At 24.7% G+C, this 19,718-nt stretch carries 21 protein-coding genes and 3 pseudogenes; 10 read left to right on the forward strand and 14 right to left on the reverse strand.

Annotated elements, in window-relative coordinates; all coding sequences use genetic code 11:
* Positions 1–123: 123 nt before the first annotated feature.
* Positions 124–1,024, reverse strand: a pseudogene (locus PSOL_RS03085) (IS3 family transposase).
* 495 nt (positions 1,025–1,519) lie between these two features.
* On the opposite strand from PSOL_RS03085, the pseudogene PSOL_RS03090 reads away from it, so the two are divergent.
* The 4 genes and pseudogenes from PSOL_RS03090 to PSOL_RS03105 form a co-directional block, all read left to right on the forward strand.
* Positions 1,520–1,653: pseudogene (locus tag PSOL_RS03090) on the forward strand (group II intron reverse transcriptase/maturase); the annotation flags it as partial.
* Positions 1,654–1,924: 271 nt separating this feature from the next.
* Positions 1,925–2,401: a hypothetical protein gene (locus PSOL_RS03095; protein ID WP_349401897.1), complete on the forward strand. Its 477-nt coding sequence runs from the start codon at positions 1,925–1,927 to the stop codon at positions 2,399–2,401.
* Positions 2,402–2,540: 139 nt separating this feature from the next.
* Positions 2,541–2,699, forward strand: coding sequence for a hypothetical protein (locus PSOL_RS03100; protein WP_349401898.1), 159 nt, complete (start codon positions 2,541–2,543; stop codon positions 2,697–2,699).
* 568 nt (positions 2,700–3,267) lie between these two features.
* Positions 3,268–3,450 (forward strand): hypothetical protein, encoded by a 183-nt coding sequence (locus PSOL_RS03105; RefSeq protein ID WP_349401899.1) that lies wholly within the window; start codon positions 3,268–3,270, stop codon positions 3,448–3,450.
* 506 nt (positions 3,451–3,956) lie between these two features.
* On the opposite strand, the gene PSOL_RS03110 is transcribed toward PSOL_RS03105, so the two are convergent.
* The 8 genes from PSOL_RS03110 to rpmB form a co-directional block, all read right to left on the reverse strand.
* On the reverse strand, positions 3,957–4,370 hold the full coding sequence (locus PSOL_RS03110; RefSeq protein WP_349401900.1) for an HIT family protein: 414 nt from the start codon (positions 4,368–4,370) through the stop codon (positions 3,957–3,959).
* A gap of 112 nt (positions 4,371–4,482) precedes the next feature.
* Positions 4,483–5,436 carry a ribonuclease HIII gene (gene rnhC, locus PSOL_RS03115; RefSeq protein ID WP_349401901.1) on the reverse strand — a complete coding sequence of 318 codons (954 nt, stop codon included), beginning with the start codon at positions 5,434–5,436 and terminating at the stop codon, positions 4,483–4,485.
* Between the two features lie 37 nt (positions 5,437–5,473).
* Positions 5,474–6,430 carry an HD domain-containing protein gene (locus tag PSOL_RS03120; protein WP_349401902.1) on the reverse strand — a complete coding sequence of 319 codons (957 nt, stop codon included), beginning with the start codon at positions 6,428–6,430 and terminating at the stop codon, positions 5,474–5,476.
* Positions 6,431–6,578: 148 nt separating this feature from the next.
* Positions 6,579–7,790 (reverse strand): poly(A) polymerase, encoded by a 1,212-nt coding sequence (locus PSOL_RS03125; protein WP_349401903.1) that lies wholly within the window; start codon positions 7,788–7,790, stop codon positions 6,579–6,581.
* Between the two features lie 152 nt (positions 7,791–7,942).
* On the reverse strand, positions 7,943–8,404 hold the full coding sequence (locus PSOL_RS03130) for a nucleoside deaminase (protein WP_349401904.1): 462 nt from the start codon (positions 8,402–8,404) through the stop codon (positions 7,943–7,945).
* A 35-nt stretch (positions 8,405–8,439) separates the two neighbouring features.
* Positions 8,440–9,039: a thymidine kinase gene (locus PSOL_RS03135; protein ID WP_349401905.1), complete on the reverse strand. Its 600-nt coding sequence runs from the start codon at positions 9,037–9,039 to the stop codon at positions 8,440–8,442.
* 60 nt (positions 9,040–9,099) lie between these two features.
* Positions 9,100–9,333: a 50S ribosomal protein L31 gene (gene rpmE, locus PSOL_RS03140; RefSeq protein WP_349401906.1), complete on the reverse strand. Its 234-nt coding sequence runs from the start codon at positions 9,331–9,333 to the stop codon at positions 9,100–9,102.
* 80 nt (positions 9,334–9,413) lie between these two features.
* Positions 9,414–9,602, reverse strand: coding sequence for a 50S ribosomal protein L28 (rpmB, locus tag PSOL_RS03145; protein WP_349401907.1), 189 nt, complete (start codon positions 9,600–9,602; stop codon positions 9,414–9,416).
* Positions 9,603–10,277: 675 nt separating this feature from the next.
* On the opposite strand from rpmB, the gene dnaB reads away from it, so the two are divergent.
* The 6 genes from dnaB to PSOL_RS03175 are packed head-to-tail and all read left to right on the forward strand — an operon-like array spanning position 10,278 to position 14,231.
* The gene (dnaB, locus tag PSOL_RS03150; RefSeq protein ID WP_349401688.1) at positions 10,278–11,585 is read left to right on the forward strand and encodes a replicative DNA helicase; all 1,308 of its coding nucleotides are present in this window, start codon (positions 10,278–10,280) and stop codon (positions 11,583–11,585) included.
* 16 nt (positions 11,586–11,601) lie between these two features.
* Positions 11,602–12,234 carry a hypothetical protein gene (locus tag PSOL_RS03155; RefSeq protein ID WP_349401908.1) on the forward strand — a complete coding sequence of 211 codons (633 nt, stop codon included), beginning with the start codon at positions 11,602–11,604 and terminating at the stop codon, positions 12,232–12,234.
* A complete protein-coding gene (gene tmk, locus PSOL_RS03160) occupies positions 12,224–12,874 on the forward strand; it encodes a dTMP kinase (RefSeq protein ID WP_349401909.1) in 651 nt (216 codons plus the stop codon). Before PSOL_RS03155 ends, tmk begins: the two co-directional genes overlap by 11 nt.
* Before the next feature lie 24 nt (positions 12,875–12,898).
* Positions 12,899–13,351, forward strand: coding sequence for a hypothetical protein (locus PSOL_RS03165; RefSeq protein WP_349401682.1), 453 nt, complete (start codon positions 12,899–12,901; stop codon positions 13,349–13,351).
* A 23-nt stretch (positions 13,352–13,374) separates the two neighbouring features.
* Positions 13,375–13,614: a hypothetical protein gene (locus PSOL_RS03170; RefSeq protein ID WP_349401910.1), complete on the forward strand. Its 240-nt coding sequence runs from the start codon at positions 13,375–13,377 to the stop codon at positions 13,612–13,614.
* Positions 13,615–13,616: 2 nt separating this feature from the next.
* Entirely contained in the window at positions 13,617–14,231 is a 615-nt protein-coding gene (locus PSOL_RS03175; protein ID WP_349401911.1) for a DUF2963 domain-containing protein, read from the forward strand.
* Here PSOL_RS03175 and PSOL_RS03180 read toward each other — a convergent pair.
* From PSOL_RS03180 to PSOL_RS03200, 5 genes and pseudogenes are all read right to left on the reverse strand, one after another.
* A pseudogene (locus tag PSOL_RS03180) lies at positions 14,205–14,513 on the reverse strand (sigma-70 family RNA polymerase sigma factor); the annotation flags it as partial. The gene PSOL_RS03175 and the pseudogene PSOL_RS03180 sit on opposite strands and share 27 nt — an antisense overlap.
* 275 nt (positions 14,514–14,788) lie before the next feature.
* Positions 14,789–15,067 carry a hypothetical protein gene (locus tag PSOL_RS03185; RefSeq protein WP_349401912.1) on the reverse strand — a complete coding sequence of 93 codons (279 nt, stop codon included), beginning with the start codon at positions 15,065–15,067 and terminating at the stop codon, positions 14,789–14,791.
* A gap of 7 nt (positions 15,068–15,074) precedes the next feature.
* Entirely contained in the window at positions 15,075–15,644 is a 570-nt protein-coding gene (locus PSOL_RS03190; protein WP_349401913.1) for a hypothetical protein, read from the reverse strand.
* A gap of 1,188 nt (positions 15,645–16,832) precedes the next feature.
* On the reverse strand, positions 16,833–18,077 hold the full coding sequence (locus PSOL_RS03195) for a replication-associated recombination protein A (RefSeq protein WP_349401914.1): 1,245 nt from the start codon (positions 18,075–18,077) through the stop codon (positions 16,833–16,835).
* A 56-nt stretch (positions 18,078–18,133) separates the two neighbouring features.
* Positions 18,134–18,991: a hypothetical protein gene (locus tag PSOL_RS03200; protein WP_349401915.1), complete on the reverse strand. Its 858-nt coding sequence runs from the start codon at positions 18,989–18,991 to the stop codon at positions 18,134–18,136.
* Between the last annotated feature and the right edge of the window lie 727 nt (positions 18,992–19,718).

The raw sequence follows: 19,718 nt of genomic DNA on the forward strand, positions 1-19,718 counted from the left end.
AAAAAAGTGGAAAATCCCCCTAGAAAATAAAATTAAAATTATTTTTTTACGCAATTATGTTGTTTTTAAAAAAAGGTGCAAAAAGATAACCTTTTTCAAGGTTGAATATTTAAATAAAAAATATTATCTAAAATTTAAGAAATATTGAGAGGGAGATAAATAATTTAATTTAGCTAAAAACCATTTAGTATTCCAAAATTTAGGAAATTGATTGATTATTTTTTTAACTTTTTCGGTTGATTTTTGAAATAAAAATGGATTTTGATATTGTAAAATGCTTTTCATTTGGCCGAAAAAATTTTCAATGACTGCGTTGTCCTTTGGATTGGCTTTACGCGACATACTAATTAAAAAACCTTTTTTCGTTAAAGTTTGTTGGATTTTTTGAGATTGATAAACTGTGTCCTGATCAGAGTGAATGATGCATGGATTTTTTAATTTAGGTAATTTTTTAATTGTATTTAAAATTAATTCTTTATTTTGATACTTTGAAGTATGCCAAGAAATAATTTGGTTGTTAAAAGAATCGATAATACAAGAAAAATATAAAAACCCTTGGGAAGTTTTAAAATAAGTGATGTCGGTAAATAGTTTTTGCATGGGATTAGTTGATATAAAGTCTTGATTGATTAGATTGTCTACTACTTTTAATTTAGGTTTTAAATTGTTTTTATAACTATATTTATTTTTTTTAATTCTTAAACGACAACAAAATGCCATTTTCTTTCATAATTGAATAAACTTTTTTCTTGGTAATTATTTCATTAAAGGTTTGTTGATATAAATTAGTGATTTTCCGATGGCCGAAAAAATATTGATTATTTAAACATAAAGCATTAATTCTTTTTTGTTGTAAAAGGTTTTTTTCTTCTTTTTCTTTAATTTTATTTTCGACTTTCAACCAATAATAAGTACTTCTTTTGATTTTGATAGTTTTTAAAATTGTGGTTAAATTTAAACTATTTTTAAATTTTTTGACTAAATTAAAAACTGTTTTTTTATTAGTTTTTTGGGTTGTTTTCATTAGAGTGCACTGTTCCAAAACTTTAGACACTTTTTATTTTTTAAAAAATCTTTAAATAATTTTTGTCTTAACATTTTAATCCTTTCTAAAAACGTTTTTAGAAAAGATATGAAATTATTTTTTAGTCTTTAAAACAAAAAAAGACTAACTTAATAGTTAGTCTTAAAGAATTTTTAAAAAATAAAAAGTGTCTAAAGTTTTGGAACAGTGAATCTCAACAAAGATGGACTCACAAAGCGGAGAAGATCTGGATAATGTAAAACAAACTTAAAAATAGGAAATGCAATAGATAGACTGCTATCTGGGGGATGAAAACAGAGTGATTCCATTAATCCTAAACACGGAAGGTTTCAATGACGGACTGATGAAAATCAGCGGAGTTTATGGAAAGCCGTGTGCTTGGAAACTTGGCTCGCACGGTTTGGATGGGGGCTGATTGTAAATAAAAAAATGACACAAAACACCTAATAAAACGCAATTAATCTATTCGTATACCTGAACTACCTAGTAGAGTATAATTGTTTAAAAACATTGGCAAGGAAACATAAAACTTCAATTGCCAAAGTTCACAAAAAATACTGTATTGGTCTAACCTGGGGAAAATAAAATACAAACACAAAGATAAAACTGATAAGCTTCACAAAAATTATTAATAATAAGTGAAAAAAATGAAAATATAAGATAAACAAAAACCAAGCTAAAAAAATTTGATAACTTTTAAATTAGTAGTATAATATAATTGTGATTATATTTTTTACTAGTTTCTAGTTTCAAGATGCATGATGTTAAAAAGATATTAACTGATATGAAAAACAAAAACAACTAAAAAAATATATAATTAAATTATAAAAAAAGAAAGGTGATAGCAATCTTTTAAATTATAGTGATTTTTGTATTTTGATGATTATTTTTTTATTTTTAATATTTTTTAAACTTATTCTTTTTTACTTTATAGTTGTAGAGGGTGGGGGGGCTTATAAACCAGTTTTTAACCTTCTTGATTCTGAAATAGATTATAATCAAAAACATTTTTTATTAACTACTTATGAAAATGGCTCTTTTAAAGATAAAAATCAGCGTGATTTTTATTCAACCGATAATGTTCCTCGTATTGCCAATAGAGAACGGCTTAATACTAAACAATCAGTTAAAACCAGTTTATCTATGATTTCTATTATAGGTTCTGTAATTGAGGTTGCAGATATTATTGGAATTAGTGATAAAATAGTTGCTGATAAAGAACAAAAAATAGCTAATTTAGTTGATATTGTGGAATTAAATTTATTATTTGATCCTCAAAAAAGGGTTTTTCTTTTTTTTGATGAATCAGAACTCTATAAAATTAAACAAATTAATATTAATTTTTGTAAATATTAAACATTTTGCATTTGATATTAATGATTTATAATGGATGAAATTAGTTTTCCAGATGCTATTAGAAACGATAAACAAAATCATGATATTCAAAATTTTTTAGATAGTGCTAGCGTTTGTCACTGTTTTTTTGTGTTGTTGTATGATGAAAATTTTTTTTAACGATAACATTATGGTTAAAGAAATGATAGAATTCCTAAGTAATGTGGATAAAAATATTAATAATCGCAAAATAACCTTAGAAGAAACTAAAAATATATCGCAAATAGTGAATCAATGGTCTGATAGTTTTAAAAATTAAAAATTAATTATAAAAAAATAACTTTTTATTTAAAATATATAAAAATAAATATTAATGAAAGTGTTTCTTAGGTTAATATAAATGACTTTAAATGAGTTTTTTTCACTATTACCAAAGGGAATAATTGGATTTATCAATATTTTTTATTTTATATATATAAAATACCTAGTCTCAATGAAGTTAATAATTTTTTCTTAAAATATTTTTGGTTTTATATTGTTTTAGAAAAGCATCAAGCAATCGTATCTAAAGTATTTACTTTATGGTTATGTTTGTTATGTTATCCTTTTGTTTCTGCAATATTTTTTTAGTTTGTAAAGTATTGCATTATATCTTTTTATTCTTTAAACACATGTTTTTTAAAAATTAATTAAAAAGTTTGGTGATTTTATGTTCAAAGATATAAGTATAAGTACAATTATTAAATTTATTTTGAAAATATTTTTTTTGATTATTTTCTTTATAATTGTGTTCAGTTATAAAGTAGCTTTTAAAAGACTGCAAAATGGTTTTTTTAGTAATCATTATAAACAAATGAAATCTTAATTAGGAAAGTAAAAAAACAATTATGGATAATTTGAATACTTGGCAATATTTTTTATTACAACATGAAAGTGTTGTTGATAAAATAGTCTATTTGATTATTTGGACTGTTGTAATAGGCTATATCCCTTTTATCTTGTGTATTGTAGATGATTTTTTCAAAATTATTTCCTTTATTAAATCTTTATTTACTGCAAAAAAAAATTAATACAAAAAAAGCTAAATTGTTTATTTTAATAAACAATTTAGCTTTGATATTTTTAATATTTTTTTGTTTTTGGGTGGTTGTCCTTTTTGGTCCAGTGATCTAGTAATAAAAGATATTAATATATATATGATTAAAACGGATATGCGTTGGCATTTTTCTTTTTTAATTATAAACTAAAATAATGTCTTGGTAATTGCTTTTTTTGACTTATAAAATAATCATTTTAACTTATGTAATGGATTTGTTGTTAAAAAAATGGATAATAAGGTTAAGAATAATTAAAAATTTATAAGTCTAAGAAGTGTTAGTTGATTTAAATATGTAAACATTTTATTGCATTTCGATGGTGGTTATTAAGAATAATTTTCATTCATAACAGAAAGTCCTAGATCGATTATAATTAGCAAAAATATATAAAAAACCCCAATAAAACAAATTAAATCATTATCAAATTAAAATCAAAAATAAAAACAGAATATCAAAAAAACTATATGGCAATTCTTTAACTATAAATTAATTAAAATTGCTTGTTGAATTTTTTCATAATCAGAATTTTTTAAACTATCAGTGTGATTTTTAAAAACAATATCAATTTCTTTTTGGCAAAAACGTGGAAGTAGATGAACATGATAATGAAAAACAGTTTGTCCAGCTATTTTACCGTTATTATTCAATAAATTAATTCCTTGAAGTTTAAAAGTTTGGATTAAAGCCTTACTAATTTTATGCACTATTTTAAATAAATGAATGAATACTTTTTCAGGAACTTCTTCAATTTTGTGATATTCGCATTTTGTAACAACTAAAGTATGTCCTTGGGTGGCTTGTGTGATATCTAAAAAAGCAATCACAAGATCATCTTCATACAAAAGATAACTAGGAAGTTCTTTTTTGATGATTTTAGTAAAAATGGTTGACACAATAATTCTCCTTATTTCTCCTCTTTAGCAATATTTGTTAAAATCTTTTAACACTTATCCCTAAAGTAATTTATTTTTTGCAAAAAAATATCCATTAAGAAACACTTAATTTTTATTTTGATAAATATTTTTTAAATTTATGAGTAATGTTTTTAAAGTTGCATTTAGCAATATCTGTTAAAATTTTATTTCCATATTTTTTAACAATTTCAGCAATTTGTTGATCAACAGTACTACCCGATCCTAAGCGCAACTTGCAAGATAATTGATGACTTAATTGATCAATTTCTTGCAAAAAAACATATCTAGCAATAATAGATGCAATGGCAACACTTAAATAATTTATGTCTGCTTTAGTTTTAAATTGTATTTTTTTATAAATCAATTGTTCATCTTTTAAATAATTAAAATAACATTTTTGAGAACAAAATTGATCTAAGACAACTGGAACAAATTTATCAACTTTTCCAATGGTTTGCATAATGGCTTTATTATGCATTAAAGCTTTGATTTGGTTTAAGTTGTTTTCTTTGATTAATGTATTATATTCACTTGGTTTTATTATTATTATGGATTTAATGACGTTGTCTATAATAGAAGGTATTATTTGTCTAATTTTTGCATCTGACATTTGTTTTGATTCTAAGATGGGACTCATTTTTTTGAAAAAATCCACCTTTTCAAGTGAAAGATAGATAGAACAAACGACAACTGGCCCAAAAACATCTCCAGTGCCCACTTCATCACAACCTACAGATTCTAAATAATAAGAGTCTAGATTTTCCCTTTCTTTATTTAAGGAATTTTTAAACGCGTTGGTTAGAGTTTGATCAAACGGCGTTAGATGTTCTATTTGCAATAATTTTTGTAAAAATATCATTTTATGAAAAGCATTAGGTCCTTGGACAAGTAAAGTGCCGTTTTGATAAACAGTTATCGTGTTAGGGCTGTCATGGACAAAAAAATCAATAGTTTTGTTGATACTTTTTTTTTGTAATTGTTTTTCATAATATTTTTTGATTTTAAAAAACTGAATTGAGTTTAATTTTAAAGTATAATTTGACATTTATTTTTCTTATCCTTTGATGTTTTGAGTAAATTTTTTAATAAAAATCATCATTGTTTTTATCGAAAAAAGGTTTATAAAAACTGTTTTTTTCTAAAACAGGAATTGGTTCTGTAAAAGTTTGAATATCAGTTTTTTGTAATGTTTCCTCTAAAACAGTTAATTTAGCGTCGATATTATCGAGATGCCAAATTAAAAGAGCTTCTGCTATTTGAGGTTTTTTGGCTGCTCCATATTCTAAAAGTCCGTGATTAGCGATAAGGATATGTTTTAAAAGCAAAATTTCTTCTGTTTTTTGGTAACCCAACAAATTAGCTTCTCTTTCTAGATCACAAGTAATCATCACTAAATGTCCCAATAACTTCCCTTCTTTTGTGTAATTTTTTTTGTCTACATCAATTTCTTTAATTTTGGCCATATCATGTAAAATAATCCCTGAATATAACAAATCATGATTTAAAAAAGGATAAATTTTTAAAATAATTTCTGCTATTTTTAACATGTTTAAAGTATGATATCCTAAGCCACCATAATAATTATGATGCATTTTTAAGGCTGCTTTAGCGATTAAAAATTGTGTTTTATTACTAAAATATAAATTAGTTGTCACTTCTTTTAAAATCTTGTTTTTTATTTTAGCAAGATATTTTTCTAAATTTGTTGCAATAATTGCAAACGACACAGGAGCGCATTGAAAAAAAGATATAAAAACATCATATAAAGTTTGAGGATCTAGTATTTTTTGCGCCAAAGTAAAATTTTGATTCATAAAAATTAATTCTTCTTTGTCTAAAAGACAAATAGTTTGAAAACAATATATTTTTCCTTGCAAAGGGTTAAGAGTTTCTTTTGCTAATTTAATGTTAATATCTATTTTGTTAGTTAATTGTAAAGTTATATTATGAAAATGATTACCTTGGTTAATACTTGTTACTTTGCCTATAAAATGATTGATTTTATCTTTTTGTTTTGCAATAATATTATTGTTGTTCATATTTTCTTCTCTTTTTTCTTTTTTTCAATAATGAAGTTAAAATGAATATTTAGTTTTTGTTTAGTAATAAAAATTTAATGTTATATTTCGCAATAAAAAATAAAATAATTAATGTTCCAAATGAAATATTTTAAAAGTTTTTTTAAAGTTAATACTTTTGATTTAAAACAAATTCCATTAATACTTCTTTTTGGTTAGGTATTTTTTGATTTAAAACTGCTTGAAGTAATTTTTTTTTGATTTCTTTAATTGGGGGATGTAAGGGATTGATTATTTTTGGTAATATTTCTTTCCAACAAATTTTTAAGTCCTTAATGTCTTTTAAAGGCAAGTTCTTATATGTTTTTTGTATATTGTTTAAATTTTGAGAAAAGAGATGTTTTGATTTTTGATGAGATAAAAGATAATTAATTTTATAAGATAATAGACAATTTTGAAGCCCATATTTAAATAAATTAAATTTCAAGTCTTCAAAGATATTATTACTTAAAATTATTAAGGTTTGGTATTTGTTTTTGTTTTTTGCATTAATAGGCCAAAATAAAAAAATATTTTTATCAAAAGCAAGTGAGATACTCCAAAAAATATTTTCTTCTAAATATCTTTCTATTTTTAGTGTTTTGATTGTAATAATATCTAAAGAAGCAAAAAAAATAATTGATCTTGTGATAGCTTTTAAATATAAATGTGTTTTAGTGTTAATTATTGTTTTGAAACTATTTTGCCAATTAGGATAAGTTATGATTTTTTGTAAATATTCATAAATTCTTTGATAAGAAATTTTGGTTAATAAATGTGATTGTGTTTTCAAAGCTTTTTTAGTTTGATGTTCTATTTTAATGTTTAATTTAGCTTGAAAATAAAAGGCTCTCATAATTCTTAAAGCATCTTTGTAAAAACTTATGAAAGGATTTGAGATGGTACGCAAAATTTTTTGTTCTAAATCTAATTTTCCTGTTGTAAAATCAAAAATTTGCCCTTTTTCATCCATTAACAAAGCATTAATGGTAAAATCTCTTCTAATGATGTCTTTTTGCGCTTCTTGAATGAAAAAAATTTCACTAGGATGACGATTATTAAAATAAACTCCTTCTTCTCTGTAGGTAGTAATTTCAAAATTTTCTTCTTCGAAAATAATTTTAACACTTCCATAATGAGCATAATTTTTGCTTTGAAAAATAACATTAATATCTTGTGATAAAGCATTAGTGGTGATATCAATATCTTGATCGATTTTAATATTCAATAAATAATCTCTAACAGCTCCACCAACAATAAAAGCCTCAAATCCTTGTTTTTTCAATATTTTGATAATTTTTTGAGCTTTTTTAATTTTTTTAAGAGATTCTAAATTTTTCATATTTTTTTATTACTTTTATTTTAAAGTTTTAAAATTAGTTTATCAAACAACTTTAAAAAAATAACCTTTTTTATCTTTTTTATATAATTAATAAAAGACCATCGATTGATGGTCTTCACAATAACAGTAATTAATTTTTTTATCTTTTTAGATCAATCTTTTTTTCTTAATCGTTGAAAAAAGTTTTTCAAAAGTTCTGAACTTTCTTTAGCTAAAAAACCTGATTTAGCAATAATTTTATGGGATAATGGAATATTAAAAGAAGATGTAATACTATCAATACAACCAGTTTTATAATCGTTTGCTCCATAATATAAATGTTTAACCCCAGCCTGTATTAAAGCACCTGCACACATTAAACAAGGTTCTAAAGTAACATAGACAGAAATATCATTTAAATGGCGATTCTTTAATTTTTTATTAGTTTTTATAAGAGCTAAAAATTCAGCGTGACCAAAAAAAATATTTTTTTGTTTGCGATTGTTGTAAGCGCGAGCAATAATTTGATTTTCTAATACAACTACTGCTCCAACGGGTACTTCTTTTTTAGAATATGCCTTACAAGCTTCTTTGAATGCTTCTTTCATAAAAAAAATATCTTTGTCGTTTTGCATCATAAATCATTAAACTAAATCCATTTTTTTATTTTTTATAAATTAATAATATTTTTATCAACATCTAATAAAATATGATGTTGACGGCAACGAGGTTCATGATGTTCACTAGCGCCTATTAAAATCGTAGGATCGCTACTTTTAGCTGGTGTTCCATTGATTAATCTTTGAGTTTTAGTAGCTATTTCTCCACTAACAGCACAAATAGCTGTTACTTTAGTAACAATTTCTGCTAACGCCAACAAATAAGGGATAGGGCCAAAAGGCTTTCTTTTGAAATCAAGATCTAAACCCGCTAAAATAACTTGAATGTTGCGATTAGCTAAATAATCAACAATATCAACAATATCATTATTTAAAAATTGAACTTCATCGATAATAATTAAATCGGTTTTTGGTGTAATAAAAACAAGAATATCGTGACTGTGATCAATTAAAATAGCAGGAATAGTATTTTGATTATGAGAAACAATTTTTCCTTCCGAAGAATAACGATTATCGATGCGAGGTTTAAAGGATAAAATATTTTTTTTCAATTTTTGAGCTTCTTGACTTCGCTTTATCAATGTTTCTGTTTTTCCCGCAAACATAGGTCCACAAATAACCTCAATAAAACCTTGTTCTTTTTTCAACATTACTTAAAAAAACCCTTCTATCAACCTTATTTTATTAGTTTTTTAACAATTTAATTAAATTTATTTTTCAGTTATTTTGGTTATTTTTTTATTTTTAATGTTGTAACGTTTATTGAATTTATCAATTGGACCTGCGGCAACAATAAAAGTCTGTGCTCCGGTGTAAAAAGGATGACAATTAGAACAAGTTTCTATTTTGATATTAGCAACTGTTGTCCCAATTTGATGTTTTTTTGCGCAAGTTGTACAAGAAATGTCAACTGTTTGAAATTGAGGATGTATTTTATTTTTCATATATTTAGAAAGACTCCTGGATAATTATTTGAAAAAATAAGTTAATTTTTATAAAAAGATAATAAAGTTATTTGAAACTTCTAAGCTCTTTGTAATTTAAGTTTTTTTAAAGCTCTGGCAGCAATTTTTATTTTTTGCACTTTTCCTTTTTCATCAATAATTTTAATATTTTGTAAATTACTTTTCCAAATTCTTCTTGTGGCGTTCATAGCATGACTACGACGATTACCAAAAAGAGTAGTTTTACCAGTAACATAACATTTACTCATACATTTATCTCCTTTGTTTATATTTACATATTTATTTTATATATATTTTATTATATCATAATAACTAAAGAGGAGAAATTATTTTTTTCTTATTATTTGCAAAGATCAATTTTTTTTTACAACAATATTGCTAAAAAAGTTAATATAAAAATTATTTATATAATGCAAAGTTGCTCAAAAATATAATAAAAATTATTTATTTTATGTGGATTTTTTTATTTTTTTAACATCAATTATGTATGAGGCGCAATACTCATCATATCCAAACACTAGCACTTTTTATTCTGGTAAGCTCCACGAAAAGTGAACTGATAAAAAACAACACTTTTTGAGACAAAAAAGACATGACTCAAAAAAAATGTTTACTATTACTTTTATTATACACTACTAAAATCGCATTTCAACATAAAAAAATAAAATTTTTTTGTTGTTCTTTAGTTGGTACAAAAAAACATAAAAAATTAATATTTATGTTTTTTAACATAATTGCGTAAAAAAATAATTTTAATTTTATTTTCTAGGGGGATTTTTTACTTTTTTTACCTAACTAGTTACTGTATAGACTGCCCCAAAAAAAGTGAACTGGTTTAAAGCAACAAAATACCCAAATTATTTATTAATTAAAAATAAATAGTTTGGGTATTTTTTGTACCCAAATGCAAAAAAGGAGAAAAGATGTTAGAAGCTGAACGTGCATTGTTAGGTAGTTTGTTTTTAAATCCAGAAAAGATGGATGCTGTGAGAATTTTAATTGAAACTCGCAATTTCACCACATCACAACATCGCTATATATTTGAGGCAATGAAGCACCTACGAAAACTAAATCGCGAGATTGATTACGTTTCTGTTAGTTCTACTTTAGAAACTAATAATAATTTAAACAAAATAGGAGGAATTGACTATTTGATTGAATTAACCGAAGAAACCCCACCAACTCAATATTTAGACACTTATATTGATTTAATCAAAGAAAACACCCTTAAAACTGATTTATTAGATTTAATCAAACATTTACCTATTGAATTATCAAAAACTAAAAATATACATAATTATTTACAAACAGTCAAAAATCAAGTTGAAGGATTTATCCAAAATACTAAATCACCTTTTATTTCTACAAAAACATTAATCCCTTCTCTTCGCCAAAACATTATTACTGATAACGAAGATAACCAGTTTATAGGAATTAAAACAGGTTTTGACAATCTCGATGAATTAGTTTCTGGGTTTAAAAATAAACAATTAATTATTTTAGGCGCAAGAACTGGAATGGGTAAAACCGCTTTTATGCTAAATTTAATCACAAACATTACAAAAAATTTTCATCAAAAACAAGAATTAGAATCAAAACCAAAAAAACAAAATGCAGTAATTTTTAGTTTAGAAATGACATCAGAAGAATTAGGAATTCGTTTAATTTCATCAGTATCACAAGTACCCTTAACAAAACTGCAACACAAAACCTTAAATAAAGAAGATAGATTTGCATTAGCCAAAGCTGAATTTGAATTAACTAAATTAAATATTTTAATTGATGATGATAGAAATAATAAAATTGAAGATATTAAAAACAAATGTCGCCAAATGAAATATACAAAAGGACTTGATGTTGTTTTTATTGATTATTTACACTTATTAAAAGAAGAACAAAATTACAATACCTATCAAGCAACAGCAGTAATTTCGCGTGAACTCAAAAAACTAGCAAGTGAACTTAATATTCCAATCATAGCTTTAAGTCAAATGAATCGCGCGACAAACATAAGAGAAGTCAAATCACCACAATTATCGGATTTAAGAGATTCAGGCACTATCGAACAAGATGCTGATGTTGTAATGTTTTTACACCGCGAAAGTTATTATCAAAAACCAGACAATAACCCATTCACTAATTTAATCATTGCCAAAAACCGCAGTGGACAACTAGGTGAATGTAATTTTAATTTTTACAAACAAATCCAAAAATTTGAAGTTTTAAATTAAAAAAGGAAATAATAAAATGAATCAATTAACTAATTTACATTTCAAAAATATTAATGTTTTTAATAATCAAAATTCATGTGTTAACATAACCAAACAAATATGTCAACCATCTTTTTTTACTAAGCCTTTTAATGAATATATGTTAGAATCTCACAATAATCTAAATAAATATCTAGATAAAAACCAATACAACTCCCAAAGCCAAAAGACAATCCGCGGTAAAATCAATGAATACTTAATTTTGCTTTATCTAAACAACAAGGGAATCATCAATTTATACCCCCAGGCTTACTTGTTTTTCATCCCCGACATCAAATTCGATTTGGTTTTATTCACTAAAACCAAACGGATTATCGCTTTTAATTTCAAAACATGCCTGAGAGACCGATACAAACAAACAATTGTCGAAGCCCAACAATTAAAAAAACTCGACACCCGTTTTGAATTCTATTTATTAACTAACAATACCATTGAATCCCAAAGATTAAACAACAAAATTGCAAATGGCAAAGTTCAAGGAATAAATCAAGTCATTAATCTATTTTCTAACAATGCAAATCAATTCTTACAAAACTTACTTACCAACCAATTCATCTCTTTTTCACCAATTAATTTAATTAAAAAAATGGTGCACTCAAATGACAAATAAATTAATCGTTTTTGAAGGATTAGATGGCAGCGGAAAAACTACTTTAATTAAACAATTAAAAAAATATTTCAAAAACCAAAACAAAAAAGTAATTTTGTGTCAAGGATTAGGAAGTTCTTCAATTGGTAAACCAATTAGAAATTTATTTTTACATCAAACAAATTTATCACCCAATACTAGATTTTTACTTAGTTTAACTAACATGCTCCAAACCCAAGAAGAGCTCATTATTCCTGGTTTATCCAAAAATTACATTGTTTTAGTCGACCGTTGGTATGATTCTTCTTTTGCTTATCAAGGTGATGATATAAATCTTGATTATGGCGACAAAATATTAACTTCAAAATTCATAAATCATTTCTTAATTAAACCTAATTTAACTATTTATCTAGATATTGACCCTACAATAGGGTTAAAAAGAAAACAAACTCAACTCAATCATAAATTAGATTTAATCGAACAAAAACCCTTAATTTATTTTCAAAATGTTCGCAAAAATTACTTAAACCAACACAAATACTGTAATAATCCAAATTGCGAACACGAAAATTGCAATAGTTTTTTAATTAATGCAACACAATCTAAAAATAAAATTTTCAAACAAATAATTAAGATTTTAACCATTAAAAAAATATTTTAAATTTTCAAAAAAAGGTAATAAAAAATGACAAATTCATTAACTTTTTTATCTCAAACAAAAAATTTCATCAAACGCCACCACCTACAAATTGATTTATTAAAAACAATAATTGATAAAAACAACATACAAATCAATAAATTATTTAACCTTTTGCCATCTAAAAACTCTTATTCAGATATTTATTTTGAAATAGAACTAGAAATTCAAGAACTTTTAGCAGACAACGAGGAACTCCAACACAAAATTGAAATCATCCAAGAATATTACATTGTAGGTTTTCAAAAATTGAAAGAAAAATTAATTTCTTTAAATCAACATCAAAGATTGTATGAAATTGATTCAATCCATCTTTACAATCACATTTGTAAAAATATTTTTGAGCTTAATTTTTACTCCCGTGTTTATTTAGATTCATCTTTTTTATATGGGTTAACTTCTTTCACAATTAACATTTTAAAAAAATATAATAAAAATTAAACAAATAGGAGAAATAAAATAAAATGAGTAAAAAAACAAGCAAAAAAATTAAATCATTAACTAAAACCGCCAAACCTTACAGAGAGAAGGTACAAGATTACACAGAGAATGCGCAAGAATACACAGCGGAGGCACAAGAATGCGTATCTTTGACGCAAGAATACACAGCGATGGCACAAAGATACACAACCTATGCGCAAGAATACACAGTAAAAGCACAACAATTAGAAAATGAAATTGAAAGATTAAAAAAGGAAATATAAAAATGAATATAATCAAAGAAACAACCGACAAATATGGTTATAGAATAATCAAAGAAACTAATTCACAAAACCAATTAATCAAAGAAATCGCATTCCGCCCCAACACCGAAACAATTTGGCACATCACCGAATATAACCCCCAAACAGGAAACGAAACCAAATCAACCTACTACAAATCCGACGGCACAACAATTTGGCACATCGACGAATTCGACCCAAAAACAGGAACCAAAACCAAAGAAACCTGGTACAACTCCGACGGAAAAACACTTCATTCCATCACCAAATACGACCTTGAAACAGGTAAAAAAATCAAACACACCAGCTACAAAGAAGATGGTGAATTCCTTTTCATCGCCAAATACGACCCCAAAACAGGTAATCAAATCAAATACACCAGCTACGGCATTCATGCCTCAACCATTAGTTGCATCAAAGAATACAACCCCCAAACAGGAAACGAAACCAAAGAAACCTGGTACAACTCCGACGGAAAAACAATCGACCACATCTACGAATACGACCCTTTCCTCAAAAGAACCTATTACCACGATGACGGTAAGACAATTTGGTATATCACCGAATTCAACTGGTTTGGTTGTTTTTTGGGGTATTGAAGGTGAGTGGCTTTTTCTTATTAGTTCTCTGATTTCCGATTTGATGGTGGGAGTAGCGTAGGCGATAAAGTCGTAACCTAAATCTTGGTAATTATTGAGGGCTTTGATTAATCCTAAAATCCCTTCTTGATATAAATCTTCTTTGGTTAAAACTCGAGGATAATATTTAAATTGATAAGTTAGTTTTTTGACTAAAGATAAATGAAGTTCGATTAATTGATTACGAATTTCTAAATTCTTTTTATTTTTTAAAAAATCTTTAAATAATTTTTGTCTTAACATTTTAATCCTTTCTAAAAACGTTTTTAGAAAAGATATGAAATTATTTTTTAGTCTTGGAAAAGAAAAAAAGACTAACTTAATAGTTAGTCTTAAAGAATTTTTAAAAAACAAAAAGTGTCTAAACTTTTGGAACACCTCAGAGACATCTTTAACTGTATTAACAGATACTTTAACAACACTTTCAACAGCAAGAACTGTTCCTTTACTAATATTTTCAGCTACATCCAAAGGATTTTCTACTTCTTTATAGTTGTTTTCGTTAAAAACATTTTTACCTAATTCATTAAAAACATTAACAGGATAACTAGTTGCTTTTCCAAAAGTTTTCCAAGCTTCTCTAAACTTCCTTTGGCTAAATTATTTACTACTGGAATATCATCAACTACATCAGTACAACTCATTATAAAATCTTCTACTTTGCTAATAACTGCACTAGCTGCTTCTAAAGTATCAGGGTTTTGTTCTAAAATATCACCTACAAGATTAACTAATTGCTCACTTGCAATCCCTGAAGCACCAGTAATTAAAAAATTACCAAAACTTACGTCTTTCACTGCTTTTTTAGTTACTTTTTGGGCTATTTTTTAAAAATTTTTTTGGTGGTAATTTTTTTAATCCTGGTAATTTCCATATTAAATAAAATCCGAGATTATCGTTATTTTTAGCATGTTTTGCTTTTAAAATATCATGATGTTGTAAAAAATCAACTTCTGGCATCCTCCAAAAACAATAAATATGAGAAGAACCATTGCCTAACCATCTTAAATCAACAAAATCATAATTTTTATCTCTTTCGTTTCGAGTGCCACCATCAAAATAAACAGCAATTAAATCATCATCGCTATCTTTGATATACCAATGAATCGAGCCATATTGAGTAGAGTTATAAGAAGGAGAGTTAGAAACAAAACCGTTAAAATTGGGATTGATATATTTTTGAATATAACTTAAAACATCATTGTTATTAGCATTTTGAGGTAAAGCCACGTGAATAATCTCAGTTTTTCTGATGATTCTTTCAGAAAATTCATTATCTCGAAGAGCAAAAACTTGATTTTTAAAAATTAACAAAAAGAAAAAAGATAACAATAAAATAACTTTTTGAGAAAAAACAATTTTTTTCCTAAACATAGAATAAACTTAAACCTCCTAAAAAATTATTTTTTTATTTGATAAAATATTTAATAAAAATGAATAAAATAAAACCAATATTTAAAAAAATAACTAGAATGAAAAATTTATTATCCTAAAAGATTTTTATTGCCTTCTTTCCTTTAATAATTTAATTATATATTTTTTATACAATTGGTTTTTGGTTGACTTTTTTTATATCAGCTCATATTTTTTTAATATCATGTATTTTGAAACTAATAAAAATATATAATCATATATTATTATAACACTAAGTAAAAAAATGTTTAAATAAATTTTGGGTGAAGGGATTATGTGACTAAGAAAATCTAATAAAAAAAGACTTATAAACAATAAGTCTTTTAATTAGTGAAAATGTAAAAAGTTTTGATTTTAATGGAAATTCAAAACATTATTCAAATACTGCTTTTTTTCATTCTAAGTTTTTTATGTATAATAAGTCAAAAAAATAAATAAATATTTCATCTTATTTTTTTAATGAAATAATTTACAATACTTACAATAATATATCAAAATTTTTTTAAATTTAATTATGAAAGCGAAATATTATTTTATAAATAATTTTATCAATAATTTTGACTATTTTAGATGTTATAAAAAAACATAATTTTTATCAACAAATAAATAAAAATTATATCTATTATTATTTCTAGATTAATATTAATTTTTAATATATTCATTATTTGTAATCTCTTTTTATGTAAAAAACGGGCTGCACGCCATCAAAAGGAACCATTTAAAAATTAAATTTGAGGATAAATAAAAAAAAATATTTATTCTCAAAATCAAACTATTTATTAATTGCTTTTATTCTAGCTAAAAAAATAAATTATCAACAAAAAATAAAAATATTTTGAAAATTTTTATCATTATTTTAATAAAGCACTTTTTTTTGTAATGATAAAAAAATACTAATTTAGCAACTACTCTATTCTTTAATTTTTTTATTATTTCTGTAAAAGAACATAAACGCCAATCACACTATAATTGTTTAAAAATACACTTTTAAATTAGCAAATTAATAATTCAATCAGCTTATTATAATCGAAACAATTAGGAAGAGAGAGCGCATAACTAATTCAAAACTTTTTTTTTGTAAATTCTGTTGCTAAAGAACAATATTATAACCAGAAACTGTAATCAGAATTATTAAAAAATTTAAACAAATTATATATTTTGTTTAAAGTTTTCATGTATTTTATTAATTTTTTTTTCATACTCACTGTGTAATTTAGGTCTATAATAAATCAATTTTTTTATTTCTTGCGGTAAATATTGTTGATTAACATAATCATTTGGAAAATCATGAGGATATTTATAACCAAAACCAATACCTAATTTGCTTGCTGAATTATAACTAGTATCTTGTAAATGTTTTGGTATATTAAAAACATTACCTTTTAGAATATCTTCATAAGCTTTATTAGTTGCTAAATAAGCACTATTTGATTTTTCACTTAAACACATTTCGATAATTACTAACCCTAAAGGAATACGTCCTTCTGGTAATCCAATTTGACGAAAAGCATCAATTGCTGTTTTTACATGTACAATAATCATTGGATTGGCTAATCCAATATCTTCATAAGCGGTAATTAACATTCTTCTTAATAAAGCTTCATGATCGCCACTGGCTAATAATCTTGCAAAATAATGTAAAGCTGCATCAACATCGCTACCTCGAATAGATTTTTGTAACGCTGATTTTAAATTATGATGTTCATCGTTATTTTTAAAATTTGTTAAATTAGCTGATGAAGAAATTTGTTTAATAATTTTTGTTGTAATTTGTTCTTTAGGATATAAATGTAAGCACAGTTCTAACATATTTATGGCAATACGTAAATCTCCGTTAGAAAATTGACAAATTAATAATAAAGAATCTTTTAGAATGTTTAATGGTAATTTTTTATTAATAATCAACTTATTCAAGCCTTTTAACATTTCTTCGATCGTAATTCTTTCTAATTTAATGATATTGGCTCTTGAACGAACACTCGGATTAATTACAAAATATGGATTTTCAGTAGTACAAGCAAACATAATTAAATGACCGTTTTCTAAGTATTGTAATAAAATATCTTGACGATCTTTATTCATTCTATGAATTTCTTCTACAATAATAATAAATTTTTTAAAATTTAATGCTTTTTGAATAATTTTTTCTAACTTGGTTTTTTTATCAATTGTAGCATTAAAAATATCATATTCAATTTGTAAATCATTAGCTAATGCCTGGGCAAGGCTGCTTTTTCCAATACCTGGAACACCATAAAAAATTAAAGAACTAGCATAATTATTTTTTAACATTCTCGAAATAATACCGTTTTGATCATTAATAAGATGACTTTGTCCAATGATATCAGTTATTGTTGACGGGCGTAAAGCAAATGCTAATGGTTTTTTAAACATTTTTTTTCCTTTGTGTATTTGAATTTTAATTTAAATTTTTTTATAAATATATTTTATCAAATTTTAATATTAATATTGTAATTATCTGTCCTTTTACTTTTAATGTTGATAAGCGCTTTGGTTCTCGTTCCTTTGGCTAAATTATTTACTACTAGAATATCATCAACTACATCAGTACAACTCATTATAAAATCTTCTACTTTGCTAATAGCTGCACTAGCTGCTTCTAAAGTATCAGGGTTTTGTTCTAAAATATCACCTACAAGATTAACTAATTGCTCGCTTGCAATCCCTGAAGCACCAGTAATTAAAAAATTACCAAAACTTACGTCTTTCACTGCTTTTTTAGTTACTTTTTGGGCTATTTTTTTCATAATTTCTTTAATGGTGAATTTTTTGAGTTTTTTACTTCCCATTATCTTTTGCAACAGAGGATTAGTATTTTTAGCATGTTTTGCTTTTAAAATATCATGATGTTGTAAAAAATCAACTTCTGGCATCCTCCAAAAACAATACATATGAGAAGAACCATTGCCTAACCATCTTAAATCAACAAAATCATAATTTTTATCTCTTTCGTTTCGAGTGCCACCATCAAAATAAACAGCAATTAAATCATCATCGCTATCTTTGATATACCAATGAATCGAGCCATATTGAGTAGAGTTATAAGAAGGAGAGTTAGAAACAAAACCGTTAAAATTGGGATTGATATATTTTTGAATATAACTTAAAACATCATTGTTATTAGCATTTTGAGGTAAAGCCACGTGAATAATCTCAGTTTTTCTGATGATTCTTTCAGAAAATTCATTATCTCGAAGAGCAAAAACTTGATTTTTAAAAATTAACAAAAAGAAAAAAGATAACAATAAAATAACTTTTTGAGAAAAAACAATTTTTTTCCTAAACATAGAATAAACTTAAACCTCCTAAAAAATTATTTTTTTATTTGATAAAATATTTAATAAAAATGAATAAAATAAAACAAATATTTAAAAAAATAACTAGAATGAAAAATTTATTATCCTAAAAGATTTTTGTTACCTTCTTTCCTTTAATAATTTAATTATATATTTTTTATACAATTGGTTTTTGGTTGGGGTTGTTTTTTGATATCAACTCATATCTTTTGAATGTTATTTATTTTGAAACTAATAAATATATATAATCATATATTATTGTAACACTAAATAAAAAAAATGTTTAAATAAATTTTGGGTGAAGGGATTATGTGACTAAGAAAATCTAATAAAAAAAGACTTATAAACAATAAGTCTTTTAATCAGTGAAAATGTAAAAAGTTTTGATTTTAATGGAAATTCAAAACATTATTCAAATACTGCTTTTTTTCATTCTAAGTTTTTTATGTATAATAAGTCAAAAAAATAAATAAATATTTCATCTTATTTTTTTAATGAAATAATTTACAATACTTACAATAATATATCAAAATTTTTTTAAATTTAATTATGAAAGCGAAATATTATTTTATAAATAATTTTATCAATAATTTTGTCTATTTTAGATGTTATAAAAAAACATAATTTTTATCAACAAATAAATAAAAATTATATCTATTATTATTTCTAGATTAATATTAATTTTTAATATATTCATTATTTGTAATCTCTTTTTATG

Source organism: Candidatus Phytoplasma solani (genome assembly GCF_040126175.1).
GTDB classification, from domain to species: domain Bacteria; phylum Bacillota_I; class Bacilli_A; order Acholeplasmatales; family Acholeplasmataceae; genus Phytoplasma; species Phytoplasma solani_A.

Excerpts from the sequence above, each read along its gene's own strand:
- PSOL_RS03095 (WP_349401897.1), top strand. The coding sequence starts at position 1,925 with ATGATTATTTTTTTATTTTTAATATTTTTTAAACTTATTCTTTTTTAC.
- PSOL_RS03100 (WP_349401898.1), top strand. The coding sequence starts at position 2,541 with ATGATGAAAATTTTTTTTAACGATAACATTATGGTTAAAGAAATGATA.
- PSOL_RS03105 (WP_349401899.1), top strand. The coding sequence starts at position 3,268 with ATGGATAATTTGAATACTTGGCAATATTTTTTATTACAACATGAAAGT.
- rnhC (WP_349401901.1), bottom strand. The coding sequence starts at position 5,436 with ATGTCAAATTATACTTTAAAATTAAACTCAATTCAGTTTTTTAAAATC.
- PSOL_RS03120 (WP_349401902.1), bottom strand. The coding sequence starts at position 6,430 with ATGAACAACAATAATATTATTGCAAAACAAAAAGATAAAATCAATCAT.
- PSOL_RS03125 (WP_349401903.1), bottom strand. The coding sequence starts at position 7,790 with ATGAAAAATTTAGAATCTCTTAAAAAAATTAAAAAAGCTCAAAAAATT.
- PSOL_RS03130 (WP_349401904.1), bottom strand. The coding sequence starts at position 8,404 with ATGCAAAACGACAAAGATATTTTTTTTATGAAAGAAGCATTCAAAGAA.
- PSOL_RS03135 (WP_349401905.1), bottom strand. The coding sequence starts at position 9,039 with ATGTTGAAAAAAGAACAAGGTTTTATTGAGGTTATTTGTGGACCTATG.
- rpmE (WP_349401906.1), bottom strand. The coding sequence starts at position 9,333 with ATGAAAAATAAAATACATCCTCAATTTCAAACAGTTGACATTTCTTGT.
- rpmB (WP_349401907.1), bottom strand. The coding sequence starts at position 9,602 with ATGAGTAAATGTTATGTTACTGGTAAAACTACTCTTTTTGGTAATCGT.
- dnaB (WP_349401688.1), top strand. The coding sequence starts at position 10,278 with ATGTTAGAAGCTGAACGTGCATTGTTAGGTAGTTTGTTTTTAAATCCA.
- PSOL_RS03155 (WP_349401908.1), top strand. The coding sequence starts at position 11,602 with ATGAATCAATTAACTAATTTACATTTCAAAAATATTAATGTTTTTAAT.
- tmk (WP_349401909.1), top strand. The coding sequence starts at position 12,224 with ATGACAAATAAATTAATCGTTTTTGAAGGATTAGATGGCAGCGGAAAA.
- PSOL_RS03165 (WP_349401682.1), top strand. The coding sequence starts at position 12,899 with ATGACAAATTCATTAACTTTTTTATCTCAAACAAAAAATTTCATCAAA.
- PSOL_RS03170 (WP_349401910.1), top strand. The coding sequence starts at position 13,375 with ATGAGTAAAAAAACAAGCAAAAAAATTAAATCATTAACTAAAACCGCC.
- PSOL_RS03175 (WP_349401911.1), top strand. The coding sequence starts at position 13,617 with ATGAATATAATCAAAGAAACAACCGACAAATATGGTTATAGAATAATC.
- PSOL_RS03190 (WP_349401913.1), bottom strand. The coding sequence starts at position 15,644 with ATGTTTAGGAAAAAAATTGTTTTTTCTCAAAAAGTTATTTTATTGTTA.
- PSOL_RS03195 (WP_349401914.1), bottom strand. The coding sequence starts at position 18,077 with ATGTTTAAAAAACCATTAGCATTTGCTTTACGCCCGTCAACAATAACT.
- PSOL_RS03200 (WP_349401915.1), bottom strand. The coding sequence starts at position 18,991 with ATGTTTAGGAAAAAAATTGTTTTTTCTCAAAAAGTTATTTTATTGTTA.